We start from the raw sequence: 23,573 nt of genomic DNA on the forward strand, positions 1-23,573 counted from the left end.
TGACTTAATCAAGGCTATAACGTTATTTATTGTTTAAAATTGTTTATGATTTTGAACATGAGTTAGAATCTAATGAACAAGGAGAAACTCCTTCTACAATTTTTATTCCTTCTACTTCTTTTATTTTTCCAAATCCACCAGCAACATCAATCAAATTCTCAAATCCACGCGCTCTTAAAATAGACGTAAAAATCATCGAACGATATCCACCAGCACAATGTACCAAATAAGTTTCTTCTGGATCAATTAGTTTCATCGATTCGTTAATAAAATCTAATGGCGCTGTAATTGCGTCTTCTACATGAGATGTAGAAAATTCACCTGGTTTACGAACATCCAAAACTTTTAATTCTGTTTCGTCAACTAATTCTGCAAATTCTTCTGGAGAAACTGATACAATTTCGTCAAAGTCTTTCTCAGCATCTAACCAAGATTGAAAACCACCTTTCAAAAATCCAATTGTATTGTCATATCCAACACGAGCCAAACGAGTAATTGCTTCGTCTTCACCACCATCTTCTGCAACAATTAAAATGGTTTGTTTAATATCTGTAATCAATGTACCAACCCAAGGAGCAAATTGTCCTTTTATTCCGATGTTTATTGAGTTTGGAATAAAACCAGCTGCGAAAGTTTGTGGATCACGAACATCTAAAATTAAAGCGCCAGTTTCATCTGCAACTTGTACAAATTCGTCTGGAGTTAATGCTTTTTTAGCACGTTTTTTTACATCATCCAAAGACTCTGCACCCATTTTATTAATCATTACATTTTCAGGGAAATAGAATGGAGGAGGCATCAAACCTGAAGTTAATTCAGTAATAAATTCCTCTTTTGTTAATGCAGGATTTAAAGCGTAATTTACTTCTTTTTGATGTCCTAAAGAATCAAAAGTTTCTTTACTCATATTTTTTCCACAAGCCGAACCTGCGCCATGAGCGGGATATACCGTAATGTCATCAGCCAAAGGCATAATTTTGGTACGCAAAGAGTCAAATAAATAACCAGCTAACATTTCTTGTGTTAGATTTGAATCTAATTTTTGAGCCAAATCTGGACGACCTACATCACCTATAAATAAAGTATCACCAGTAAAGATCGCAATATCTTTTCCGTTTTCATCTTTCAATAAATAGGTTGTACTTTCCATTGTATGACCTGGCGTATGCAAAGCAGTTATTGTGATGTTTCCTAAGTTGAAAACCTCTCCATCTGTTGCGATATGTGCCGTAAAATCAGGTTGAGCTGTTGGTCCATAAATAATTGTAGCACCTGTTTTTTCTGCTAAATCTACATGTCCCGAAACAAAATCTGCATGAAAATGCGTCTCGAAAATATATTTAATTTTTGCATTATCTTTTGTCGCTTGTTCGATATATGATTTTGTTTCTCTAAGCGGGTCAATAATAGCAACTTCGCCATTACTTTCTATATAATATGCACCTTGCGCTAGGCAACCAGTGTAGATTTGTTCAATTTTCATATGAATAAATTTAGTGTGTAAAATTACAAATAATAAAATTTAGAATTTTCTGAGAAAGATGAATTCTAATACTTTTCTTCTATTTAAAATCAAATAAGATTGATAATTAATGCAATAAGCTGAATGATATCATTGCTTATTTTGTGATCTTTTTTAGATTAATGAATAATTCGTTGTCAGCTCTTGGAGGAATAGAATTATAACATTTTTCCATTACTTTAAAATCAAAATAATCATTAAAATAAGTTTCGTATTCGGTTTTGTTTCCACCAAAAGGAGGAAAATCATTCCCAAAATCACGGTTAAACATTACGCCAACTAATTTTCCTTCTTCAGTAAGAAGTTGATTAACTTTTATGCTATAATCTTGTCTTAAATAAGGCGGTAATGCACAGAAAAAAGTTTGTTCTAAGATCAAATCAAATTGTCCATCAAATTCAAAAAAATCTTGATGAATAACTTTTACATTCGGATTATTCTTAAATTTTTCTTTGATTATTTCTACAACAACCTTCGAAATATCAACCAATGTAATTGCCGTAAAACCTTGTTCTGCTAAATATTCTGCTTCGTAAGCATTTCCGCAACCAGGAATCAAGATTTTAATATCTTTATTTTCGAGTTGATCAATATATTCTTTCAATGGAGTAGAAGGGGATTTTAAATCCCAACCCGTTTCATTGTTTGTGTATTTATCATTCCAGAAATCTGCGTTAATATCCATAAATTATTGAATTATAAATTCTTCTATAAACATAAAAATAGCCATTAAGATGATGAAAAGAGCAAAACTCTTTTTAAGAAACTGAACGGGTAAATATTTATTGATAAATGTTCCGACTAAAATTCCGACCATCGAAATTCCGATAAAAACACTTAAAAAATTCCAATCAATTTTTAGATGCAAAGCATCGCCAATTAAAAAACCAATTAACGAATTAGTTGCAATGATAACCAAAGATGTTGCTGAGGCTTTTTTCATGTCTAATTTTGCAACCATCATTAATGCAGGAACAATTAAGAATCCACCACCAGCACCAACCATACCTGTTAAACCACCAATTAAAAAACCTTGAATAATTAAAATTGGATTCAGTTTTTTGTTATCAAAAGGAGTTTGACTTTCTTCTTTTTTACCTTTTAGCATAGAGATTGCTGCAAAAACCATCAAAAATGCAAAAAGACCAAACATTGCCATTCTACGAGTTACATAAAATGTACCAATGTGAAATAAAGTTGTTGGTAATGCAGGAATAAGAAATGCTCTGACCAATGTAATTCCGATAACGGCTGGTAAACCAAATTGTAATACAACTTTCCAATCTACCATTTTTTTTGCAGCTTGTCTTATTCCTCCAATCAAACCAGTAGAACCTACTATACAAAGTGAATAAGCAGTTGCAATTTTTTCGTCGTAATGGAAGATATAAGCAAGAATTGGAACGGCTAAAATAGAGCCACCACCTCCAAGGATCCCCATAATAAGACCAATGAAAAAAGCACCTACAAAGCCAAAAAATTCGATAATATCCATTATTCACTCGATTTTTACAAATCTATACTAAAAAGTAAAACATTACCTATTGAAATATTCTCAAATAATGATGTATATTAAAGGAAATGCCTACTAAATCAATAGACGAATTATTATTACTGATTGTTTTAAATTATTTTGCAAAGTTGGTGTAACAATTTGATCTTATCTGCTACTAATGTTACATACTAAAAAATGGTTAACTATAAAAACTACTAAATGAAGAAACTTTTTATGTCTCTATTATTTGCAGGATCAGCGTTATTTGGTCAGCAAATAAAATTTGATGAGTATACTTTACCAAACGGATTACATGTAATCCTTCATCAAGATAATTCGGCTCCTGTGGTTACAACTGGTGTTATGTATCATGTTGGGTCGAAAGATGAACAAGTTGGGAAAACTGGTTTCGCTCACTTTTTTGAACATCTATTGTTCGAGGGAACAGAAAATATCAAACGTGGAGAATGGTTTAAGATAGTTTCTTCTCATGGAGGATCTAACAATGCCAATACAACAACAGATCGTACTTATTATTACGAAACTTTTCCATCAAATAATTTAGAATTAGGATTGTGGATGGAATCTGATCGTTTACGTCAGCCTGTTATCAATCAAATAGGTGTAGATACACAAAAAGAGGTTGTAAAGGAAGAAAAAAGATCTCGTTTAGATAATCAGCCTTATGGTAGATTCTCTTATGGTGAAGCAATCAATCCACATGTTTTCAAAAAACATCCTTATCGTTGGAGTGTTATTGGATCATTTGAGGATTTAAGTAATGCTAAATTAGCAGATTTTAAACACTTTAGTCAAACATTTTATGTTCCAAATAATGCAGTTTTAGTAGTTGCAGGAGATTTTAGAACAGATGAAGCGAAGAAATTAATTGAGAAATATTTTGGTGTTATACCAAAAGGTAAAGATGTTGTAAAAACGGTTGTAAAAGAAGATCCTATTACAAAAGAAATTCGTGCAACAGAATATGATTCAAATATTCAGGTTCCATTATTGGCAATTAATTATCGTACGGCAGATAATAAATCTAAAGATGCGTATGCGTTAGAAATGTTATCAAATTATTTAACAGGAGGTAAAAGTTCTGTTTTGTATAAAAAATATGTAGACGAGAAAAAAGAAGCATTACAAATTTTTGCTTTTAATCGTCAAATGGAAGACTACGGAATTTATTCTATTGGTGTTTTACCACAAGGTGATGTTCCGTTAGATAAATTAGAGAATGATTTACAACAAGATATAGAGAAAGTACAAACAGATTTAATTTCAGAAGAAGATTACCAAAAAATCTTAAATACAATCGAAAATGATTTTGTTGCTTCAAAATCGGGCGTTCAAAATATAGCGCATGCTTTGGCAGATGCTTATATGTTGGGAGGAAATACAAATAATATCAACGAAGAGTTAAAAATCTATCAATCAGTTTCGAGAGAAGATATTCGCAACGTTGCTAAAAAGTATTTAAACAAAAACCAACGTGTAATTGTCAATTATTTACCAGAATCTAAAAAAGCAGCAAAATAAAAACGACTGAATTATGAAAACAAAGATATTATCGCTTGCCATCGCATTTATGGCAGTTAGCATACAAGCTCAAGTTACGATTCCTATGCCAAAATCTGGTCCAGCGCCAACGGTTAACATTGGAAAATCGAACGAATTTAAATTAAAAAATGGATTAACAGTAATTGTTGTCGAAAATCACAAATTACCACGTGTTTCTGCAACTTTAACAATAGATAATCCACCATTCGCTTTAGGAACTAAAAAAGGTGCAGAATCTTTATTAAGTGAAATGTTAGGAACAGGTACAAAAACAAAATCAAAAGATGATTTTAATAAACGTATCGAGTTTTTAGGAGCAAGTGTTAACTTTTGGGAAGAAGGTGCAAATGCAAGTTCTTTAACAAAATACTTTAACGAGATTTTTGGTTATATGGCTGATGGAGCTTTAAACCCAAATTTTACAGAAAAAGAATTTGATGCCGTAAAGAAACGTTACATCGAAGGTTTAAAAACGAATGAAAAATCGGTAGAAGCTGCAGCTTCTCGTGTTACAAATCTTCTTGTTTATGGTCAAAATAATCCATTCTCAGAATATGATACACCTGCTCAAATTGAGAAAATAACATTAGATGATGTAAAAAATTATTACAATACATATTACAAACCAAATAATGCTTATTTAATTGTTGTTGGAAATATTTCGACAAGTGATGTGAAGAAATTAGCAGAAAAGAATTTTAATAACTGGGAAACTGGAAAATTAAACATTGCTGCATTTCCTAAAATTACAGAAGTTACTAAAACAGAGTTAGATATTGTAAATATGCCAAATGCTGTACAATCTGTTGTAACAGTGGCTTATCCAGTTAATTTAACGAAAAATGATCCTGATTTTTATGCTGCGCAAGTTGCATCTACAATTTTAGGAGGAGACTTCAATTCAAAATTAAATATGAATCTTCGCGAAGCACATGGTTGGACATACGGTGCACGTGGAGGTGTTTCTGATTCTCGTTATATTGGACGTTTTTCTACAAATGCAACAGTACGTAATGAGGTTACGGATTCTGCAGTTGTTGAGACATTGAAAGAGATAAAAGGAATGACATTAACTAAAATTGACAAACAAGCTTTAGAAGATGTGAAAGCAAAATTCTTAGGAAACTTTATTTTGACTTTAGAGCGTCCAGAAACTGTCGCTAATCAAGCTTTAACAAAGAAAACAAATAAATTATCAGATAACTTTTATGCAGATTATATCAAAAATATAAATGCAGTTACAGTGGATGATGTTTTACGTGTTTCTAAAAAATATTTCCGTCCAGAGCAAGCAAAAATTATTGTAACAGGTAAAGCCACAGAAATTGCTCCAGGATTAGAGAAATTAGGTTATCCTGTAACGTATTTCGATTCTTATGGTAATAAAACAGAAAAACCAGCTGCCGAGGCCAAAACAACAACTGTTACAGTTGCTCAGATTACAGATAATTATTTGAAAGCAATTGGTGGTACTGATAAAGTAAAAGCGGTTAAAACACTTTTCCAAAAAGGTAAAATCGAAACAATGGGGCAGAGTGGAGATTATATCGCTAAATCTGCTGTACCAAATAAAACAGTGACAGAATTTACAATTATGGGAATGACAATTAAACAAGTTTTTGATGGTCAAAAAGGTTATGCTAATCAAGCTGGTCAAAAAATGGATTTACCTGCAGAGATTACAGCTCCTTTAGTTAAAACAAATTCTTTATTTGTACCATTGTCAGAAGGTTATAAGACAGCAAAAGTTGACGGGATTTTCTCTGAAAATGGAGTCGATTATTATAAAGTTGTAGCTTCTGATATTTCTCGTACAGATTATTATGATGTGAAAACTGGATTATTAATGAAGTCTGAGCAAAAAATGAAAACTCCTCAAGGAGAATTTGTTGTAACAACGACAAATAAAATGTACAAATCTTTTGACGGTATTTTAATTCCCACAGAAGTAACAACAGAAATGGGACCACAGACCATGAAAGTAACAATATCTTCGGTAGAAGTAAACAAAAATGTTTCTGACGCTGATTTTAAATAAGAATAATTCTTTTTAAATATTTTTCAAGAAAAGGCAACTCTGTAATGGAGTTGCTTTTTTTTATGATTAATATTTTAATTCTATTAATTCGTTATGCACTTTGATAATTTTATCAAAAAAAAGTCAGTTCGAGTAAAATTCTATTCTCAATACAATTTATATTCACGTTGTTACTAAAAACAACTCGAATAGACGAATCTTTAATCAAAATATACAACAAGTTAATTGATGAATATAATATGCTTCACAACGATGATGGTTTGTAGTTTTAATAGAAAATATAAATAGGATTAATCAATCTATTCAAAATAAATAGGACTAAAAAAAGCTCCAAACAATGTTTGGAGCTTTTTCTATATTTAAAATTTTATTATTCTGCTTTATCTTTTACATGGTAAACCTTATGTTGTAAATACCAAGCAGCAACGCTTAACATCAACATCGCAACTGCTGTTGCAGGAACCCAAAATGGAATTGGAATTGGATCTCCAGCCGCGTAAGAGTGTAATCCTGATAAGTAATAATTAACTCCAAAATAAGTCATTACTACTGTCCAAATTGCCCACATTGCAGCAACGTTAAAGGCGAATTTACCTCTTAATCCTGGAACCAAACGCATGTGTAAAACAACTGCATAAACAATAACTGAGACAAATGCCCAAGTTTCTTTTGGATCCCAAGACCAGTAACGTCCCCAAGATTCGTTTGCCCACATACCTCCTAAGAATGTACCAACAGCTAATAAATAAATACCAATTGTTAGCGACATTTCCGAAACGTATGTCATTTCTTTTAACGAAATTTCAATCTTTTTATTGGGTTTAATCATCATAATAATTAATGAGAAAACACCTAAAATAGCACTCAAACCAAAGAAACCGTATGATGATACAATAATTGCTACGTGAACAATCAACCAATATGATTTAAGAACTGGTACCAATGGTGTAATTTGTGGATCTAACATAGAACCTCCGTGTGCAAATCCCATCATAATTACAGCAACCATAGCTCCTGTTGTCGGAATAAATGCGTTTCGGTTTTTGTATAATAATAAACCAGCTAATACACTAATCCATGATATAAATACAATAGCTTCGTAACCGTTTGACCATGGTGCATGTCCTGTTAAATACCAACGAACTCCAAGACCAGCTGCCTGAATTATGAATATAACGACTAATAATCCTAAACAAACATTAATAATTCGATGTAAGATTTTACTCTCTGAAAACAATTGAATAAATGATAGAATCATTAAAACTCCTCCAACCGTACAGTATGCAATCATTATATAAAAGAAAACATTGAATTTGTTGTATAAAACCTCAATTTCAACTTTTGTAGGCGACGGCACAACATTTTTACCCCATTTGTGTTGGTATTTATCAATGTAATCTACTGCGTTATCTGCAGGCGTCCAATCTCCATTTTCTATTCCTTTAGAAACCATATTGAAATAAACACTTACCATTCCTAACGCCATTGTATCAATTTCGACAGGATTTTCTTGTGTTTGATAAATCCAAGATGTCCAACGTTCTGATGGATCATTCTGAACTGGAATTATTTTTAATTGATAACCTTTTGCTGTTTGATCTAAAATATTGAAACGCTCTGTAACTTTTATTACTTCTTCATCAAATTTTGATCGCTCCGAAGGTTTTCTTGAAAATGCTTCGTTATATGCTTTATCTAATTTGAAACGTGTTGTTTTTGGATCAATCAAATTCATTAAAGAAGTGTAACCATCTTCGTTTGCATTTGTTATTTTCTTTAATCGATCTCCTCCTTTTTCACCAACTTCAATCATCGGCGCATTTACCCAATATGCAGGATCTAATTGCAAAGAAATAAACCATTTATCAGCAGATAAACCATGAAATTTATCTTTTTTATAAACTTTTCTAAGAATTTCTAATGATTGTGTATTGATTGGTTTTATACGACCTTCGATATCTTGAATCAATAAATGTCCAAATTTTTCTGCGTGCTCGTCCGGAATTTTTACATTCTTAGCTAATTCATCACCATCAGCCATTTTTGTAGAAAAATTAGCAATATGTTCTGACGAATGTACATTTCCTTTTTCTGTTGTTGTCTGTATTTTTTGATGACCAGATTTTCCTCCATCTGTTGTTGTAGGATTTTGAGCAAAAGCTAATCCAGAAAGTAAAAATAATGGAATAAGAACGTTTAATTTCTTTTTGTGTAAACCTTTTAATAAAGAGTTTAATTGTAAAAATCGTGTTCCTTTCCAGAACAATGAAACAAACATACCTCCAAATAACATAAAATATCCTAAATATGTAATATTAGTTCCCCACCAATCCTGATTTACAGATAAAATTGTTCCGTCTTCTGTCGGAAAATAACTTGATTGAAAGAAACGATAACCTTTATAATCCATAACATTGTTCATATAAATATGATGTTTAGTTTCTTTTCCTTCATCAATAACGGTAATGTTAGACTCGAAAGAAGATGGATTTGTAGAACCAGGATAACGGTCTAAAATAAAATCATCAAGACGAATACTAAACGGAACTTTTTCCATTTTAGATCCATATCCTAATGAGATATTCATTCCATCAATTTGTACATCTGCTGAATAGTTAGAAACGCCTTTACCACCAACTATTGTTACTGTATCGCGCTTGTCACCTATAATAATTTCTGCTTTAATTGCGCCAGGAAGATTTTTTTCTTCAGCTTTAAATTTAGAACCTTGACGATATAAAACTTCTCCTTTGAAAGCAGGATTCGGAACTACAAACTGCGCACCGTTAATCGTATATAAAGAACGAAGTTTTAATGGAGCAGGAACATTAAATTGTACTTTACCAGCACCTTCTTGCAATTTTTGCATATCAGTAATCTGTCCAACTTGTTGTCCGGCCATTTGTACAAATTCTCCTTCAAAAGGTGATTTTATAACTAAATTTTCGCCTTCTCCAGTAATTTGCACAGCGCCATCTTGTGGTCTGTTGTATGAAACTAAAGTTCCATTTATACTTTTTATTTCTCCATTTCTAATGAAAACAGAATTACGTCCATTTTGACCAACAGTTACAATTTCTAAAACATTAATTCCGTCTTTTCTTCTTACAACTGTGTCTAAAGCGTGTGGTACAAAATCAAATGTTTTTAATTTGATTACTTTATTTTTGAACTGATATTCTCCTTCAAATTGTCTGTAAAACAAACTTTTTGTACTATCTTTTCTGTCAAAATAAGTCATGTTATATTGATGATTGTCGTACGCCAAACGTTGCGTTCCGTCGTCAACCATCATTTTGAAATAAGATTTGTACGATGTAATTTCGTTACTTGTTCCTCCTTCTGGAATTGGCATTTCGCCTTCAAAACTAATGTAACGTGTAATTCCACCTCCAATAAAAATAAACAAAAAAGCTAAGTGAAAAACCATCAAAGGCAGTTTTTCTTTTGACCATAAGCGGTAACGTTTGATGTTCATTAAAAAGAGAACAATCAACCAAACCATTAATACCTCAAACCACAATGCCTCGTAAACGACAGCTTTTGCAGTCGCTGTATCGTAGTCATTTTCTATGAAAGTGGCGTAACCCATCGCGATTGCATAAATAAACAGCAAAACGGTCATGGTTCTGGTAGAAAATAAATATTTTTCTATTTTACTCATTACTAAAAATTGATTTACAAAAATAGGCGAGTTTATCTGATAAAGCATTAAAACTTAAATGATTTTTGTTAGAAACTTTATGTTAATACATTGTTAAACAAGAACGCTTTATTTGATTATAAATGCATTGATAAATAGCTTAATAGATCAGATTTTAGGTTGAATTAATTTGATTAGAAGATTTATTTTTAAGAAAATATTTAGAAATATAGAATTATAATACGTTGAGGTATAACTTTTGTTAATGTGTTTTCAATCAAATTATAGAAGTATGAAAAAAGCATTGAAATTAGTATTCGCAACAGCTTTTCTTTTTGTCTTAGCAAGTTGTAATAACAGTAAAGCTGTAACTTATCAGAAAGACAATGGTACTGGTGGATACACAGAAGAAAAAGTAAACAACGATACATATATTGTTAGTTTTGATGGAAACGAATACAATAAAAAAGACAGAACGTATGATTACGCTTTATTGAGAGCTGCAGAATTAGGACAAAAAAATGGTTTTGATTATTTTGCAATCTTAAGCACAGTAAACGATCAAGTGTTAGAAAAAAGTAATAGTTATACAAAATTAGACAATAATGATACGTGGTTAAAAGTTCAATATTTTAAGAAAAATAGACCAATAAAATACCAAACTGTTTACGAACCAAAGGTTGTGATAAATGATTTACATAAAAAGTATAAGATTAAAAATTAAGAAGAGATTTATCTCATAAAATAAATTTCACAAAAAAAGGTGCGAAATATTTCGCACCTTTTGTTAAATCTTGTATTTAAATTTTTATTGAAAAGCACCAATTGTAGGTGTTGTTCCACGTTGATTTCCGTTATAGTCTAATGGAAATTGTTGAGCAAAACTTAATTTTCCTGCTTTTTTAGCGGGTGATTTTTCTTTTACCCAAAGTTTATTTGCATCGTAACTTGTATTCTCAAATAAAGGATCTAGCGTAATATTATTCAAGAAACCAGTTGCAGTTGTTACATTCAATTTTGATGTATCTGCGTTATGAATAATATTAGTGTCAAATAAATAATTGAATTGTACAGCATCATTTTTATCAAAAACAACTGCATTTGGTGTACGTTCGTTATAAAAAATACAATTTCCGAAAGTCGCTTTTGTTAGAGCTGTTGTATTTTTATTGTTATCTAAATTACTTAAATATAAAGAATAAGCAGGACCAGCAGATGTCGAAAAATTAAAATAATTTGCAAACGTAGATTGATAAAATTCGTAACTACCACCTAATTCAATTGCTAAACTAGCCAAATTACTGTTATTCATTACCAAGTTATATCCTGTTATTTGTGCATTTGTAGCTAAAATACCATACGATTGATTGTTTACAATTTTGGTATTACTAATTTCTAATTTAGCATTATTAACATGTAAACCAGTGTCAGCTCCAATAATTTTTGCATAATTAATTTTTGATGTACTATTTGGCGATAACTCTATCTTGTTCCATTGATCAGGAATCGAGTCATATTTATTGTCATGGCGAGCCGAACGAAACTTAACTTCTTCGTTTAATACACCGTTTATGGTTAGTTTTGCATTATTTGCAATTGTTAAACTTGCACCTTTCTTGAAATAAACTTTTGCACCTTTCGAAATAGTTAAATCATTTGTAACTGTCAAATTTCCATCAATTACTTGCGCTTCATTTACATTCCAATTTTCAGAAGAAATAGTCGCATTTTTTGTATGAATTTTTGCTTTTTCTATCCAAGATAATAATTTAATTTTCTTTGTAGAACTTGTTGTTTCAAAATTAATTTCGTCATCATATAACGGATTAATAGGCGCATCTTTTGCATTAACTTCTACAAAAATAAATAAACTATCTTTTTTGCGAATCGGAACATTCTCAAAAGTAGAACCAGGTTTTCCATCTACATTAATCTTAAAAAATGAAGATTCACCACGTGTTAAATATATTTTTGGAATAACACGATCGTCATTATCCGGATTATATACTTTCAAAACGTAAGTTTCTGATTTTGAGAAATTATATACAGTATCAACAGAAACGGTATCTTTGCTATAATTTAAATCGGATGAAATCGGATCGTAGTCAAAATCTTCTCGACACGACTGAAAACCAATTAATGAGGCCATTCCTAATCCAACGATAAATGTTTTTACATTCATAAAATAATGATTCATTATACTAAAGTAAACTAAAAAAGAATCATTTTATTGTTTATACAAGCAAGATAAAAGATTGTTATTCGATGAATAGAATTTGCTTAAATAGTTGTTTAAATATTTGTGCAAATTACTAAATTGATTATATTTGCACTCGAAAATCGTGTATAAGAAATGTAAATTTAATTTTTAGAAGTCCATTACACTCAAAATTAGATTTATTTAACGTGTTATTTAGAACAATAATTTTTATAAAAAACTATTGTAACATTCTCAAATAATATTATCTTTGCACACCATTAAAGTTAACAAAGAAGATTTTAAAAAAATGAAAAAAGATATCCACCCAACAAATTATCGTTTAGTAGCATTTAAAGATATGTCTAACGAAGAAGTTTTTATTACTAAGTCTTGTGCTGATACAAAAGATACATTAGTAGTTGACGGAGTAGAGTTCCCATTAATCAAAATGGAGATTTCTTCTACATCTCACCCTTTTTACACAGGAAAAACTAAATTAGTTGATACAGCAGGTCGTATCGATAAATTTAAAACAAAATACGCAAAAAGAGGATAATAATAGAAAACCACGAATTATACTTTTTAAGTTTAATTTAAATTCTATTATTGCATCGCAATATATTAAAAACCTACAAGAAATTCTTGTAGGTTTTTTTCGTTTAATAAGCTTTTAGTCTTAAATTTGTAGCGTTTGTAACACAAAAAATAAATTCACTCACATGTCATTATTCGACAATACTCAGTTTGCTTTCGAATCTAAATCTGATAAAGATTTAAAGAAAGCATATTATTTATACAAATTAATCGGAAGCTCCGCATTAACTAAATTAGGCGTAAAAATGTTTAATTTACCTTTTATGGTAGATTTACCATTTGTAAAACCTATTATACGAGAAACAATTTACAAACAATTTGTAGGAGGAGAAACTGCCGAGCAAGCAGTTGTTGTTGCAAAGGAATTGTATAAATATCACGTAAGTTCTATATTAGATTATTCGATAGAAGGTTTGACTGAGGAAAAGCAATTTGATGAAGTTCGCGATGTAATGTTACATTTGGTAGATTTAGCAAAAGCAAATCCATCAATTCCATTTGTAGTGTTTAAGCCAACAGCTTTTGGTCGAATAGAGTTGTTTGAGAAAGTAGGAAAAAAACAAACTTTAACAGCAGAAGAGGAAACATCTTGGAAAAATGTACGTCAACGTTTCGAAGCCGTTTGTAAAAAAGGTTACGATTTAGATGTAAATATTATGATTGATGCAGAAGAAACTTGGATGCAAGAATCTGCTGATGATTTGACAGACGAAATGATGGTAAAATATAATACTAAACGTGCTGTAATTTGGAATACATTGCAAATGTATCGTCATGATCGTTTAGCGTATTTGAAAGAAATGTATACAAAAGCAGAACGAGAAGGTTACCATTTAGGTTTCAAAATTGTACGTGGCGCATACATGGAAAAAGAGCGTGCACGTGCACAAGCAGAAGGTTATCCATCGCCAATTCAACCAAATAAAGAGTCTTCGGACAAAGATTATAATTTAGCGATAGAATTTATTGCTGCACACCACGAGCGTTTTGGTTTATTTGCAGGTTCACATAATGAAGAAAGCTGCGAATTGTTAATCAAATTAATGAATGAAAACGGAATAGAGAAAGGAAATCCTAATTTTTGGTTTGGTCAATTATTCGGAATGAGTGATAATATTTCATTTAATTTGGCTCATTTAGGATATAATATTGCAAAATATTTACCTTACGGACCAATCAAAGAAGTGATGCCTTATTTAATTCGTCGTGCACAAGAAAATACATCTGTTGCAGGACAAACTGGTCGCGAATTAATGCTGATCGAAAAAGAATTAGAACGTCGTAAAAAATCGAAATAAATAGATTTTTATATAATACGTAACCCGTTGTGCATTTTGAATTATAATTCGTCAATTCGAGTGATTTTTAGAAATGATATGAATAAAAATTGTATCGAAAATAGAATTTTATCTTCTAAAAGCTTATTCTCGATACAAAATTCTTACAGAATTTCACTCGAATTGACGGTTTAATTGCTGAAATTATCAAAATACACAACAGGTAATACGTAATAAAAAACTCTTTCAGAAATGAAAGAGTTTTTTATTATTTTCCAATTTTTATATTATTGTTTTCTAATATTTTATAGAATAATGATTCTTGATTTTTAGCTTTCATTTCTTTAAAAGCTAAGCCAATCATAGTTTCTGCATCAGAACGATATGGAGAATTGTTCTCAATATATTTATTGTAAGCCTTACACATATAATCTAATCCTTTTTCATAATTCTGTAAATTAGCAATATATAAATGTCCTATTCCATAAAAAGTTTCAGGATTATCTGGATAGATATCTGCAAATTTCTGATATGCATCTAATGCTTTATTGTAATTTTTTTGATGAATATAGGCAACCGCAATATTTTGTAAAGGCATTGTGCCATATGGATTGATTTGTAAAGATTTTTGATAGGCATTAATTGCTTCATCATATTGTTCTAATCGACGATAATTAATTCCTAAATTATCCCATGCATAATAAAATTTAGGGTCTTCTTTTACTGCTTTTGAAAACAAATCAATTGCACTTTTTGAGTCATTTTTCTTTACCGCTTCAATTCCTTTGTTGTAATAGTTTAATGCTTTTTTATTTTCAGAAGGAATCTCGTTTTCTAATCCAATTTCACTTGAAGAAATAATTTGTCTAAAATCCGTGCAATTTTCAAAAAGTTCACTTTCTATTATACGATAGTACTTTAAGTATTCTGGACCTGTTTCGTTAGTATCAATATTAATAATTATTTCTTTTTTTTCTTTAGTTTTATCAGTATTAATAGGAATTGTATTTATTTTATCACTCATCTGAAAAGTGAAAATTTGTTCATCGATACAAGTTTTAATTTTATCATATAATTCTTTTCTATTTAATAATTTAGAATGATCTATTTTATGAAAACATTCACAACTATTATCTACAGCTTCTTTTTTGATTTTTTCTTGATCAATTTTAATATCTTGTGCGTTACTGAAATTAGAAATACTTAATGTACCTACTAAAATTAATGGTAAAATTTTATTCATTATTATTTGTGTTAACTATATCTCAAGATACGATTAAATCTTAGTATATAAATTATTTTTCATTTATAAATTGAATATCATTTATCACACTTTGAAGCGTTATTTTAGTTAAAAACTTTTCTTAACTTGCCATCAGATTACAAGAAAATGAATACAACTTATTTTGCTGAAATTATTTTACCACTTTCTTTAGACGGTACTTTTACATATCATTTGTATGAGGAAGATTTACAGCAAATTAAGGTTGGGCAACGTGTTGCGGTTCCGTTCGGAACGCAAAAATTATACACAGGTGTTGTACATTCTATTCATCAAAATAAGCCAGAATTATATAAAACAAAAGCAATTCATGCATTTTTGGATGATGAACCTTTGGTTACACAAACTCAAATTAAATTTTGGGAATGGATGTCAAATTACTATATGTGTTCGCTTGGCGATGTTTTTCGCAATGCATTTCCATCTGCTTTAAAATTAGAATCTCAAACATTTGTCCGATTAATCAATGCAGAATTTTCAGCAATAGATGAATTAAATGATTACGAATTTTTGGTTTTTGAAGCCTTAAAATTGCGTCAAATTATTTCTGTAGAAGAAGCAGCCCTTGTTGTGGATGAAAAATCTGCGATTCCGACACTTAAATTATTAATAGATAAAGGAATTATTCAGTTAGATGAAAAACTAAGTGAAAAATATACACCTAAAATTGATAATTATGTCAAAATTAGTCCTGATTTAAAGGGAAATGAAGCGGCATTTATCGAGATTTTAAATCAATTAAACAAAGCACCAAAACAGCGCGAAACATTATTGCAATTGATTACTTTAGAAACTCAATTGCAAGGAAAACCTCTGAAAGTAGCAGATTTTGTAAAACAAGGCGCTACAAATGCAGTGTTGAAATCTTTGGCAGAAAAAGGAGCTGTAGAAATCTATCAATTTCAGACTTCTCGTGTAGAAGGTAAAGAAGAAGAAATTTCTGATATTTCTGAATTAACCCTAAAACAAAACGAAGCTTTAACACAAATAAAAACTCAATTTATAGATAAAACAACTGTTCTTTTACACGGCGTAACATCTAGTGGGAAAACAGAAATTTATTTGAAATTGATGGAACAAGTTATTGCGAAAGGAAATAAAGTACTGTATCTGTTGCCAGAAATTTCGGTAACAACGCAAATTGTTCATCGTATTAAAAAACATTTTGGAGATAAAGTTGGTGTTTATCATTCAAAATTTAATCAAAATGAGCGTGTAGAATTGTGGCAAAAAACCTTGAATGGTGATTTTGATATCATTATTGGTCCGCGAACGGCTTTGTATCTTCCATTTGATAATTTAGGAATGATTATCGTAGACGAAGAACACGAGTCGTCTTATAAGCAAATGGATGTAAAACCTTTTTTCCATGCGCGCGATATGGCGATGTTGCTTGGAGGAATGATGAATGCAAAAGTTTTGTTGGGTTCGGCGACGCCATCTGCGGAAAGTTATTACAATGCAATTCAAAAAAAATACGGTTATGTTGAATTAAATAAACGTTTCGGAAATATAAAATTACCAGAAATTGAAATTGTTGATTTAAAGAAAGCACAAAAAGAAAAAGAAATTACAGAAGATATTTCGCATAGACTTCGCGATGAAATTGTGGAGCAGTTAAAAGAGAAAAAACAAGTTATTTTGTTTCAGAATCGTCGTGGATATGCGCCAATTATGGAATGTAATACGTGTGGTCATACGCCCGAATGTCCAAATTGTGATGTAAGTTTAACCTATCATAAATTCTCTAATCAACTAAAATGTCACTATTGTGGTTATGCGCAAGCAAAACCGATTCGTTGTCCAAGTTGTGGTTCGCATGAATTGAATACAAAAGGTTTGGGAACTGAGCAAATAGAACATCAAGTTCAAGCAATTTTTCCAAATGCAAAAGTCCGAAGAATGGATGTGGATTCTATGCGAGGGAAATTTGCGTACGAAAAATTAATAGAAGATTTTGAGAACAAAGAAATTGATATTTTGATTGGTACACAAATGATTACAAAAGGTTTTGATTTTGGTAATGTAAATTTTGTTGGTGTAATTAGAGCAGATTCGTTATTGAATTTTCCAGATTTTAGAGCGCACGAAAAAGCATTTCAGTTACTTACACAAGTTTCTGGTCGCGCTGGTCGTCGTCAAGAGCAGGGGAAAGTTTTTATTCAATCTTTTCAGCCCGAACATCAAATTTTGCAAAATGTAACAACATATAGTTATGCGCCAACAATGAAAGATATTTTGTACGAGCGCAAAGAGTTTTTGTATCCACCATTTTCGAGATTAATAAAACTTAGATTTAAACATAAGAATAAAGAACGTTTAGATAAAACAGCAGAACAATTGGTTGTTTTATTAAAAGCAAGTTTCGAATCGCGTTGTCTTTTAGGGCCAGAAGCGCCATCAATTGGACGAATTAATAATTTATATATTACAGATGTGATGATAAAAATTCTTCCAAAACAATCTCCCCAAAAAGTAAAAGAATTAATACAAGCCAAAATAGATCAATTAAATACAATTGCGGCTTTTCGCTCGGTTCGTATTGATGTAGATGTAGATCCGATGTAATTTCTTCAAATAGCTTATTAATTTATATTTCTTTAAGGTTGATTGTAACTTTTTGTTTAAAATATAGACTTATCTATTATCTTTATTCAAATTTAACAACCTATGATATCAATCCGAGATTTGAACAAATCATACATAATGGGAAAAAACAAACTCCATGTATTGAAAGGCATTAACCTGGAAATTGCAGAAGGAGAGTTTGTTGCGATTATGGGTTCGTCGGGTTCAGGAAAATCTACTTTGCTGAATATCATCGGAATGTTAGATGAGCATGATACAGGAATTTATGAGCTGGATACAGTTAGAATTGAAAAATTAAACGAAACAAAAGCTGCAAATTATCGGAACAAATTCTTAGGATTTATCTTTCAATCATATAATTTGATTGGTTTTAAGAATGTGTTAGAAAATGTTGCACTTCCTCTTTATTATCAAAAAGTAAAACGATCTGATCGTAATAAAATAGCATTAAGTTATTTGGAAAGAGTAGGACTGGAGCCTTGGGCTTCTCACATGCCGAATGAACTTTCTGGAGGTCAAAAACAACGTGTTGCAATTGCGCGCGCTTTGGCTGCAAAACCAAAATTGTTGTTGGCTGATGAACCTACGGGAGCATTGGATACAACGACATCGCAAGAAGTAATGCATCTGATTCAAGAAATAAATGATGAAGGTAAAACAATTGTAATGGTAACGCATGAAGATGATATTGCGAATATGTGCAAAAGAATTATTCGTCTAAAAGATGGTGTTATCGTAAGCGATGAAAAAGTGGAACAAGTAAGAGTTTAATCTACGTGCTAAATAATTAAAAATATGTTTGATGTAGATCGTTGGCGAGAAATTTGGTCGTCCATTTCGAGTAATAAATTAAGAACATCGCTTTCGGGATTGACGATTGCTTTGGCACTTTTTGTATTTATTACATTGTATGGATTAGGAAATGGCTTGCAAAATGGTTTTCAGAAACAGTTTTTCAAATCAAATTCACTTAATATTTCTGTCAGTGGTGGTACAACAACCGAACCTTATAAGGGATTTAAGCAAGGACGAACAATAGATTTGGATGTAAAAGATTATAACTTTATCAAAAATAGTTTTCCAGATCAAATAAAATATGTGATTGCGACAATTGCAAAATCAGATACAATTAGAAATAATTCAAATTCAGGAAGCTATTCAATCACTGGAGTATATCCAGAATATGAAAGTATGATTAATGAAGAAATCTCTTTGGGACGATTTATTAATAATAAAGATATGGATAATCAAGCAAAATCTATTGTTGTAGGACGATTGGTAGCGCAAGATTTTTTTCCAAATCAAATTGCAATTGGTAAATACTTACAAGTTGGTAAAAGTATGTATCAAATTGTAGGTGTTTTTGAGAGTGCAGATGGTGGTGATAATGCAGATAGAGCATTGTATGCACCATTTACAACATTCCGAACAGTTTATGCAACAGACAAAGTTTCTTCCATTATTATTACACCAAAAGATGGAATGAGTTTACCAGATATTTCAAAATTAGCTGACGCAATAGATGTTAATATGAAAGGTAGACATAATGTTTCACCTGAAGATTATGGAGGATTACGCGTGCGAAATGCTGCCGAAGCAATGGAAGATACGAATCAATTTTTCTTGATTTTAACAATTATTGTTTTCATAATTGGAGGAGGAAGTTTGATAGCTGGAATTGTAAGTATTGGTAATATTATGGTATTTACGGTAAAAGAACGTACAAAAGAAATAGGAATTAGAAAGGCTTTGGGCGCAACACCATGGAGTGTTTTGAGTCTTATTTTACAAGAATCAATTCTTATTACCATTATTTTTGGCGCAGTTGGTATTGCATTAGCAGCATTAGTTGTCGAAAATATTGGCGATAGTTTAGAAGAATATTTTATTTATAACCCAGGAGTAGAAACCAATTCATTAATTATGGCTTGCATCATATTATTTGTAGCCGGTACAGTTTCTGGATTTATACCTGCACTAAATGCAGCCCGAATAAAACCTATTGATGCTTTAAGAGACGAATAATGAACATTATAAAATTTATAGTTGACCCAGATGCTTGGAGCGAAGTTTACTCCGCTATTCGTAAAAATAAGTTGCGTACTATTTTAACGATGATTGGCGTGGCTTGGGGAATGTTTTTGTTTGTGCTTTTATTAGGTGTAACGCGTGGTTTACAAAATGGATTCGATCGTAATTTGGCAGACGCAGCAACTAATTCACTTTTTGTTTGGGGAGAAACAACATCTATACCTTACGAAGGATTTCAGAAAGGACGTACAATAGAACTAAAGATGAGCGATGTTCGACAGATAAAAGCACGTTTTCCTCAAATATCTTTGATGGCTCCACGAAATTCTAAGCCAAGTTCGATTATAGCATACGGATCAAAATATAATTTTTATACCGTTAATGGCGATTATCCAGATCAAAACCGAATGTTTGGAAAAGACATTATACAAGGACGTTTTATTAATGAAGATGATATAAAAAACGAAACAAAAGTTTGTGTGATTGGTATTGAAGTTGCTGAGCAATATTTTGGAAGCAATCCGCATCCACTTGGTAAAGAAATCCGTATTAGTGATAGTTATTACACAATTGTAGGTGTTTATGATTCTCCTTCATCACCTGTAGAAAGTAAAGATCAAGTTTTTATTCCCTTTACAACATTCCAAAAGGTTTATAATCAGGGAGAAGTTATACAATATTTATGTTTGAGTTTACCAAATCAATACAATATTTCTGATTTCGAAAAACAATTAAAAGTATACATCAAACAGCTCAAAAATATTGCGCCAGATGACGATCAAGCAATTGGCGGATTTAATCTTGGTGAAATGCTAGGTAAAATAATGAAATTTGTAAAAGGAATGCAATTCTTGGCGGTTGTAGTAGGAGCAATGACATTGTTTTCTGGTGTAATTGCGATTGCAAGTATCTTATTGATTACAGTTTCCGAGCGTACAAAAGAATTTGGAATTCGACGTGCCTTGGGTGCTGTTCCAGCACAAATTCGAGGACAAATATTATTAGAATCTGTCGTACTTACTTTAATTGCAGGTTTGGGCGGAATTGTTTTTGCAGGATTACTTTTAATGGTTTTAAATGAAATTATTATTCCAGGAAATAAAAATATACCTTTATATAACGCATCTATTGATTTATTTACCTTATTTTCAGCTTTGATAATAATGGTAGTTATGGCAACTTTAGCAGGATTGATTCCCGCACAACGTGCCATTCAAATAAAACCTATTGATGCACTTAGAGAAGAATAACTAAAACTTAACTAATACAAATAGAATGAAAAAAGTTCTAAAAATTTTATTAATTGTTGTTTTTATAGCGGCTGTTATTGGAATCATATTTTACTTCGGTAAAAAGAATAGTCAAACAAACGAAACTTACGAAACAACATCGCCTTTTATGGGAAATGTTGAGGTAAAAGCTGTTGCTACGGGAGAAGTTAAACCTTTAGAAACCATTGAAATTAAACCAAATATTTCGGGTGTAATAAAATCAATTAACGTTTCCGAAGGACAATATGTAGAAAAAGGACAATTAATTGTCGAATTAAAAGTTGTGCCAAATGTACAATCATTAAATGCAGCACAACAAGCAATTAACGCTGCAAAAATTACAGTAGATCAAGAACAACGTAATTTTAATCGTACAAGTACGCTGTACAATCAAGGTGTATTGCCAAAAGCTGATTATGATAACGCAAATGCAACCTATAAATCTGCTCAACAGCAATTGAAAGCAGCACAAAATGATTATAAAGTTGCACAAACCGGTGTAGCGCCAGGTTTAGAAGCTTTTGCAACAACACGTATTTTAGCTACAACTTCGGGGATGATTTTAGATATTCCAGTAGAAGTTGGTAATATGGTTCAAGAGATTAATAACTTCTCTACAGGAACAACAATTGCAACGATGGCAGATGTAAAGAAGATGATTTTTGAAGGAAAAGTTGACGAAGCCGAAGTAGGAAAATTAAAAGAAGGAATGAAAATCAATGTTTCTATAGGTGCAATTCCAAATAAAACATTTATTGCAATCCTAGATTTTATTTCTCCACAAGGTGTAGCAAGCAATGGAGTAGTGCAGTTCGAGATAAAAGCACCAGTTCAGTTAGATTCAGATAATTTTATTCGTGCAGGTTATTCTGCAAACGCTGAAGTTGTAACGCAAGAAGCTAAAAATGTATTATTGATTAAATCGGCGCATGTTCGTTATGATGAAAATTCAAAACCCTATGTAGAACTATTAAAATCTGGAACAGGTCAAGACGCGAAATACGAGAAAAAGTATATTACATTAGGAATCACAGATGGAGTTAATGTCCAAGTGAAATCAGGCTTAAACAAAGCAGATAAAATTAAAATCTGGAATACAGATCTTAATAAAACAGATAAAAAAGAAGAAAACTAAATCTTCTCTATAAAATAACCCCAAGCTCGAAAACCATTTTCGAGCTTTTTTTTGTCTATTATATATTATACATCCTTTCTGTCCTTCTTAGCTTGTCGAAGAACTTTTAAACTTAGAGTAATATTTTACCACACGAATTTTATTCCTCGATGGGATTATAGAGGTTTATTCTTTTCAGTATTCCATATCATTAATATAAAGAATGATTTTCCTTTCCGTGAAAACAACATCCATTCTGTCATTCTGAGCCCGTCGAAGAATCTTTAAACGTATAATATTATCATACAAATTCTCCCCTTGAGGAAATCATAGGGATGTATTCTTTTTAGTATTCCATCTCCTTATATATAAAGATGTCCTTCTGAGCCTGTCGAAGAATCTTTTGTTTTCTTATTACATATAAATATTATGTCCTGTTGAGTTTATTTCAGCATCTCATCACGAATTACCCTCTTGAGGGGATTGTAGGGGTGTATTCTTTTCAGGATTCTATATCCTTAATATATAAAGAAGAATTTCCTTTTAATTATCGAATTTTAAACAGACCTTTCAATAATTGACGTTAAGAAACGAGATAAATTGTAGCGTTAAAAAACATTTAGCGATTAGCGTTTTAAATCTTTTAGCGAAAATGAATGCTGTTTTAGTCTATTTATTGAGGTCTTGATTTTTTGTTTCGTTTTGCATCAAGGCAAAATGAAAGATATTTTTTATTATATATAATAGATGTCCTTCTGAATTCATTTCAGCATCTCATCACGAATTACCCCCTTGAGAGGATTATAGGGTTGTATTCTTTTTCGTATTTCATATCCTTATATATAAAGAACGATTTTCCTTTTAGTGAAAAGAATTTTGTCTTTGTCCTTCTGAGCCTTTCGAAGAATCTTATTCATCTCTCCCTTGAAAACATTATAGACATGTTTTCTTTTT

At 31.2% G+C, this 23,573-nt stretch carries 16 protein-coding genes; 10 read left to right on the top strand and 6 right to left on the bottom strand.

Annotated features, from left to right (window positions below; genetic code table 11):
* Nucleotides 1-43: 43 nt before the first annotated feature.
* The 3 genes from RSC72_RS12240 to RSC72_RS12250 all read right to left on the bottom strand — a co-directional run bounded on the left by RSC72_RS12240 (nt 44) and on the right by RSC72_RS12250 (nt 3,017).
* On the bottom strand, nt 44-1,483 hold the full coding sequence (locus RSC72_RS12240; protein ID WP_332566101.1) for an MBL fold metallo-hydrolase: 1,440 nt from the start codon (nt 1,481-1,483) through the stop codon (nt 44-46).
* A 136-nt stretch (nt 1,484-1,619) separates the two neighbouring features.
* Nucleotides 1,620-2,207, bottom strand: a complete 588-nt coding sequence (locus tag RSC72_RS12245) for a methyltransferase domain-containing protein (RefSeq protein ID WP_332545604.1) — start codon at nt 2,205-2,207, stop codon at nt 1,620-1,622.
* A gap of 3 nt (nt 2,208-2,210) precedes the next feature.
* Nucleotides 2,211-3,017: a sulfite exporter TauE/SafE family protein gene (locus tag RSC72_RS12250; protein ID WP_332545606.1), complete on the bottom strand. Its 807-nt coding sequence runs from the start codon at nt 3,015-3,017 to the stop codon at nt 2,211-2,213.
* Between the two features lie 219 nt (nt 3,018-3,236).
* Here RSC72_RS12250 and RSC72_RS12255 point away from each other — a divergent pair, with 219 nt between their 5' ends.
* Both RSC72_RS12255 and RSC72_RS12260 read left to right on the top strand, forming a co-directional pair.
* Nucleotides 3,237-4,559, top strand: a complete 1,323-nt coding sequence (locus RSC72_RS12255) for a M16 family metallopeptidase (RefSeq protein ID WP_332545607.1) — start codon at nt 3,237-3,239, stop codon at nt 4,557-4,559.
* Nucleotides 4,560-4,572: 13 nt separating this feature from the next.
* Nucleotides 4,573-6,618: an insulinase family protein gene (locus tag RSC72_RS12260; RefSeq protein ID WP_332545608.1), complete on the top strand. Its 2,046-nt coding sequence runs from the start codon at nt 4,573-4,575 to the stop codon at nt 6,616-6,618.
* A gap of 370 nt (nt 6,619-6,988) precedes the next feature.
* On the opposite strand, the gene ccsA is transcribed toward RSC72_RS12260, so the two are convergent.
* Nucleotides 6,989-10,282 carry a cytochrome c biogenesis protein gene (ccsA, locus tag RSC72_RS12265; RefSeq protein WP_332566100.1) on the bottom strand — a complete coding sequence of 1,098 codons (3,294 nt, stop codon included), beginning with the start codon at nt 10,280-10,282 and terminating at the stop codon, nt 6,989-6,991.
* Nucleotides 10,283-10,553: 271 nt separating this feature from the next.
* Here ccsA and RSC72_RS12270 point away from each other — a divergent pair, with 271 nt between their 5' ends.
* A complete protein-coding gene (locus tag RSC72_RS12270) occupies nt 10,554-10,985 on the top strand; it encodes a CC0125/CC1285 family lipoprotein (protein WP_332546085.1) in 432 nt (143 codons plus the stop codon).
* A gap of 84 nt (nt 10,986-11,069) precedes the next feature.
* On the opposite strand, the gene RSC72_RS12275 is transcribed toward RSC72_RS12270, so the two are convergent.
* Nucleotides 11,070-12,458, bottom strand: coding sequence for a hypothetical protein (locus RSC72_RS12275; RefSeq protein WP_332566098.1), 1,389 nt, complete (start codon nt 12,456-12,458; stop codon nt 11,070-11,072).
* A gap of 310 nt (nt 12,459-12,768) precedes the next feature.
* Here RSC72_RS12275 and RSC72_RS12280 point away from each other — a divergent pair, with 310 nt between their 5' ends.
* Nucleotides 12,769-13,017: a type B 50S ribosomal protein L31 gene (locus tag RSC72_RS12280; RefSeq protein ID WP_332546082.1), complete on the top strand. Its 249-nt coding sequence runs from the start codon at nt 12,769-12,771 to the stop codon at nt 13,015-13,017.
* 163 nt (nt 13,018-13,180) lie between these two features.
* Complete coding sequence (locus RSC72_RS12285) at nt 13,181-14,353, top strand: proline dehydrogenase family protein (RefSeq protein WP_332546081.1); 1,173 nt, start codon at nt 13,181-13,183, stop codon at nt 14,351-14,353.
* 247 nt (nt 14,354-14,600) lie between these two features.
* Here the strand turns inward: RSC72_RS12285 and RSC72_RS12290 are convergent, their stop codons facing one another.
* Nucleotides 14,601-15,575 carry a tetratricopeptide repeat protein gene (locus RSC72_RS12290; protein ID WP_332546079.1) on the bottom strand — a complete coding sequence of 325 codons (975 nt, stop codon included), beginning with the start codon at nt 15,573-15,575 and terminating at the stop codon, nt 14,601-14,603.
* Nucleotides 15,576-15,722: 147 nt separating this feature from the next.
* On the opposite strand from RSC72_RS12290, the gene priA reads away from it, so the two are divergent.
* From priA to RSC72_RS12315, 5 genes are all read left to right on the top strand, one after another.
* A complete protein-coding gene (gene priA, locus RSC72_RS12295) occupies nt 15,723-18,182 on the top strand; it encodes a replication restart helicase PriA (protein WP_332546077.1) in 2,460 nt (819 codons plus the stop codon).
* A gap of 102 nt (nt 18,183-18,284) precedes the next feature.
* Entirely contained in the window at nt 18,285-18,974 is a 690-nt protein-coding gene (locus tag RSC72_RS12300; RefSeq protein WP_332546075.1) for an ABC transporter ATP-binding protein, read from the top strand.
* Nucleotides 18,975-18,998: 24 nt separating this feature from the next.
* Nucleotides 18,999-20,228: an ABC transporter permease gene (locus RSC72_RS12305; protein WP_332546074.1), complete on the top strand. Its 1,230-nt coding sequence runs from the start codon at nt 18,999-19,001 to the stop codon at nt 20,226-20,228.
* A complete protein-coding gene (locus RSC72_RS12310; protein ID WP_332546073.1) occupies nt 20,228-21,484 on the top strand; it encodes an ABC transporter permease in 1,257 nt (418 codons plus the stop codon). The genes RSC72_RS12305 and RSC72_RS12310 overlap by 1 nt, the downstream gene beginning before the upstream one ends.
* Before the next feature lie 25 nt (nt 21,485-21,509).
* Nucleotides 21,510-22,640, top strand: coding sequence for an efflux RND transporter periplasmic adaptor subunit (locus RSC72_RS12315; protein ID WP_332546071.1), 1,131 nt, complete (start codon nt 21,510-21,512; stop codon nt 22,638-22,640).
* Nucleotides 22,641-23,573 lie beyond the last annotated feature (933 nt).

This window comes from Algoriella sp. (assembly GCF_036647415.1).
Lineage (GTDB): Bacteria > Bacteroidota > Bacteroidia > Flavobacteriales > Weeksellaceae > Empedobacter.

What these genes read in the sequence shown, in the direction of transcription:
- RSC72_RS12290 (WP_332546079.1), bottom strand. Translation starts at nt 15,575, where the DNA reads ATGAATAAAATTTTACCATTAATTTTAGTAGGTACATTAAGTATTTCT.
- ccsA (WP_332566100.1), bottom strand. Translation starts at nt 10,282, where the DNA reads ATGAGTAAAATAGAAAAATATTTATTTTCTACCAGAACCATGACCGTT.
- RSC72_RS12275 (WP_332566098.1), bottom strand. Translation starts at nt 12,458, where the DNA reads ATGAATCATTATTTTATGAATGTAAAAACATTTATCGTTGGATTAGGA.
- RSC72_RS12270 (WP_332546085.1), top strand. Translation starts at nt 10,554, where the DNA reads ATGAAAAAAGCATTGAAATTAGTATTCGCAACAGCTTTTCTTTTTGTC.
- RSC72_RS12255 (WP_332545607.1), top strand. Translation starts at nt 3,237, where the DNA reads ATGAAGAAACTTTTTATGTCTCTATTATTTGCAGGATCAGCGTTATTT.
- RSC72_RS12300 (WP_332546075.1), top strand. Translation starts at nt 18,285, where the DNA reads ATGATATCAATCCGAGATTTGAACAAATCATACATAATGGGAAAAAAC.
- RSC72_RS12315 (WP_332546071.1), top strand. Translation starts at nt 21,510, where the DNA reads ATGAAAAAAGTTCTAAAAATTTTATTAATTGTTGTTTTTATAGCGGCT.
- RSC72_RS12310 (WP_332546073.1), top strand. Translation starts at nt 20,228, where the DNA reads ATGAACATTATAAAATTTATAGTTGACCCAGATGCTTGGAGCGAAGTT.
- RSC72_RS12305 (WP_332546074.1), top strand. Translation starts at nt 18,999, where the DNA reads ATGTTTGATGTAGATCGTTGGCGAGAAATTTGGTCGTCCATTTCGAGT.
- RSC72_RS12240 (WP_332566101.1), bottom strand. Translation starts at nt 1,483, where the DNA reads ATGAAAATTGAACAAATCTACACTGGTTGCCTAGCGCAAGGTGCATAT.
- RSC72_RS12250 (WP_332545606.1), bottom strand. Translation starts at nt 3,017, where the DNA reads ATGGATATTATCGAATTTTTTGGCTTTGTAGGTGCTTTTTTCATTGGT.
- RSC72_RS12245 (WP_332545604.1), bottom strand. Translation starts at nt 2,207, where the DNA reads ATGGATATTAACGCAGATTTCTGGAATGATAAATACACAAACAATGAA.
- priA (WP_332546077.1), top strand. Translation starts at nt 15,723, where the DNA reads ATGAATACAACTTATTTTGCTGAAATTATTTTACCACTTTCTTTAGAC.
- RSC72_RS12280 (WP_332546082.1), top strand. Translation starts at nt 12,769, where the DNA reads ATGAAAAAAGATATCCACCCAACAAATTATCGTTTAGTAGCATTTAAA.
- RSC72_RS12285 (WP_332546081.1), top strand. Translation starts at nt 13,181, where the DNA reads ATGTCATTATTCGACAATACTCAGTTTGCTTTCGAATCTAAATCTGAT.
- RSC72_RS12260 (WP_332545608.1), top strand. Translation starts at nt 4,573, where the DNA reads ATGAAAACAAAGATATTATCGCTTGCCATCGCATTTATGGCAGTTAGC.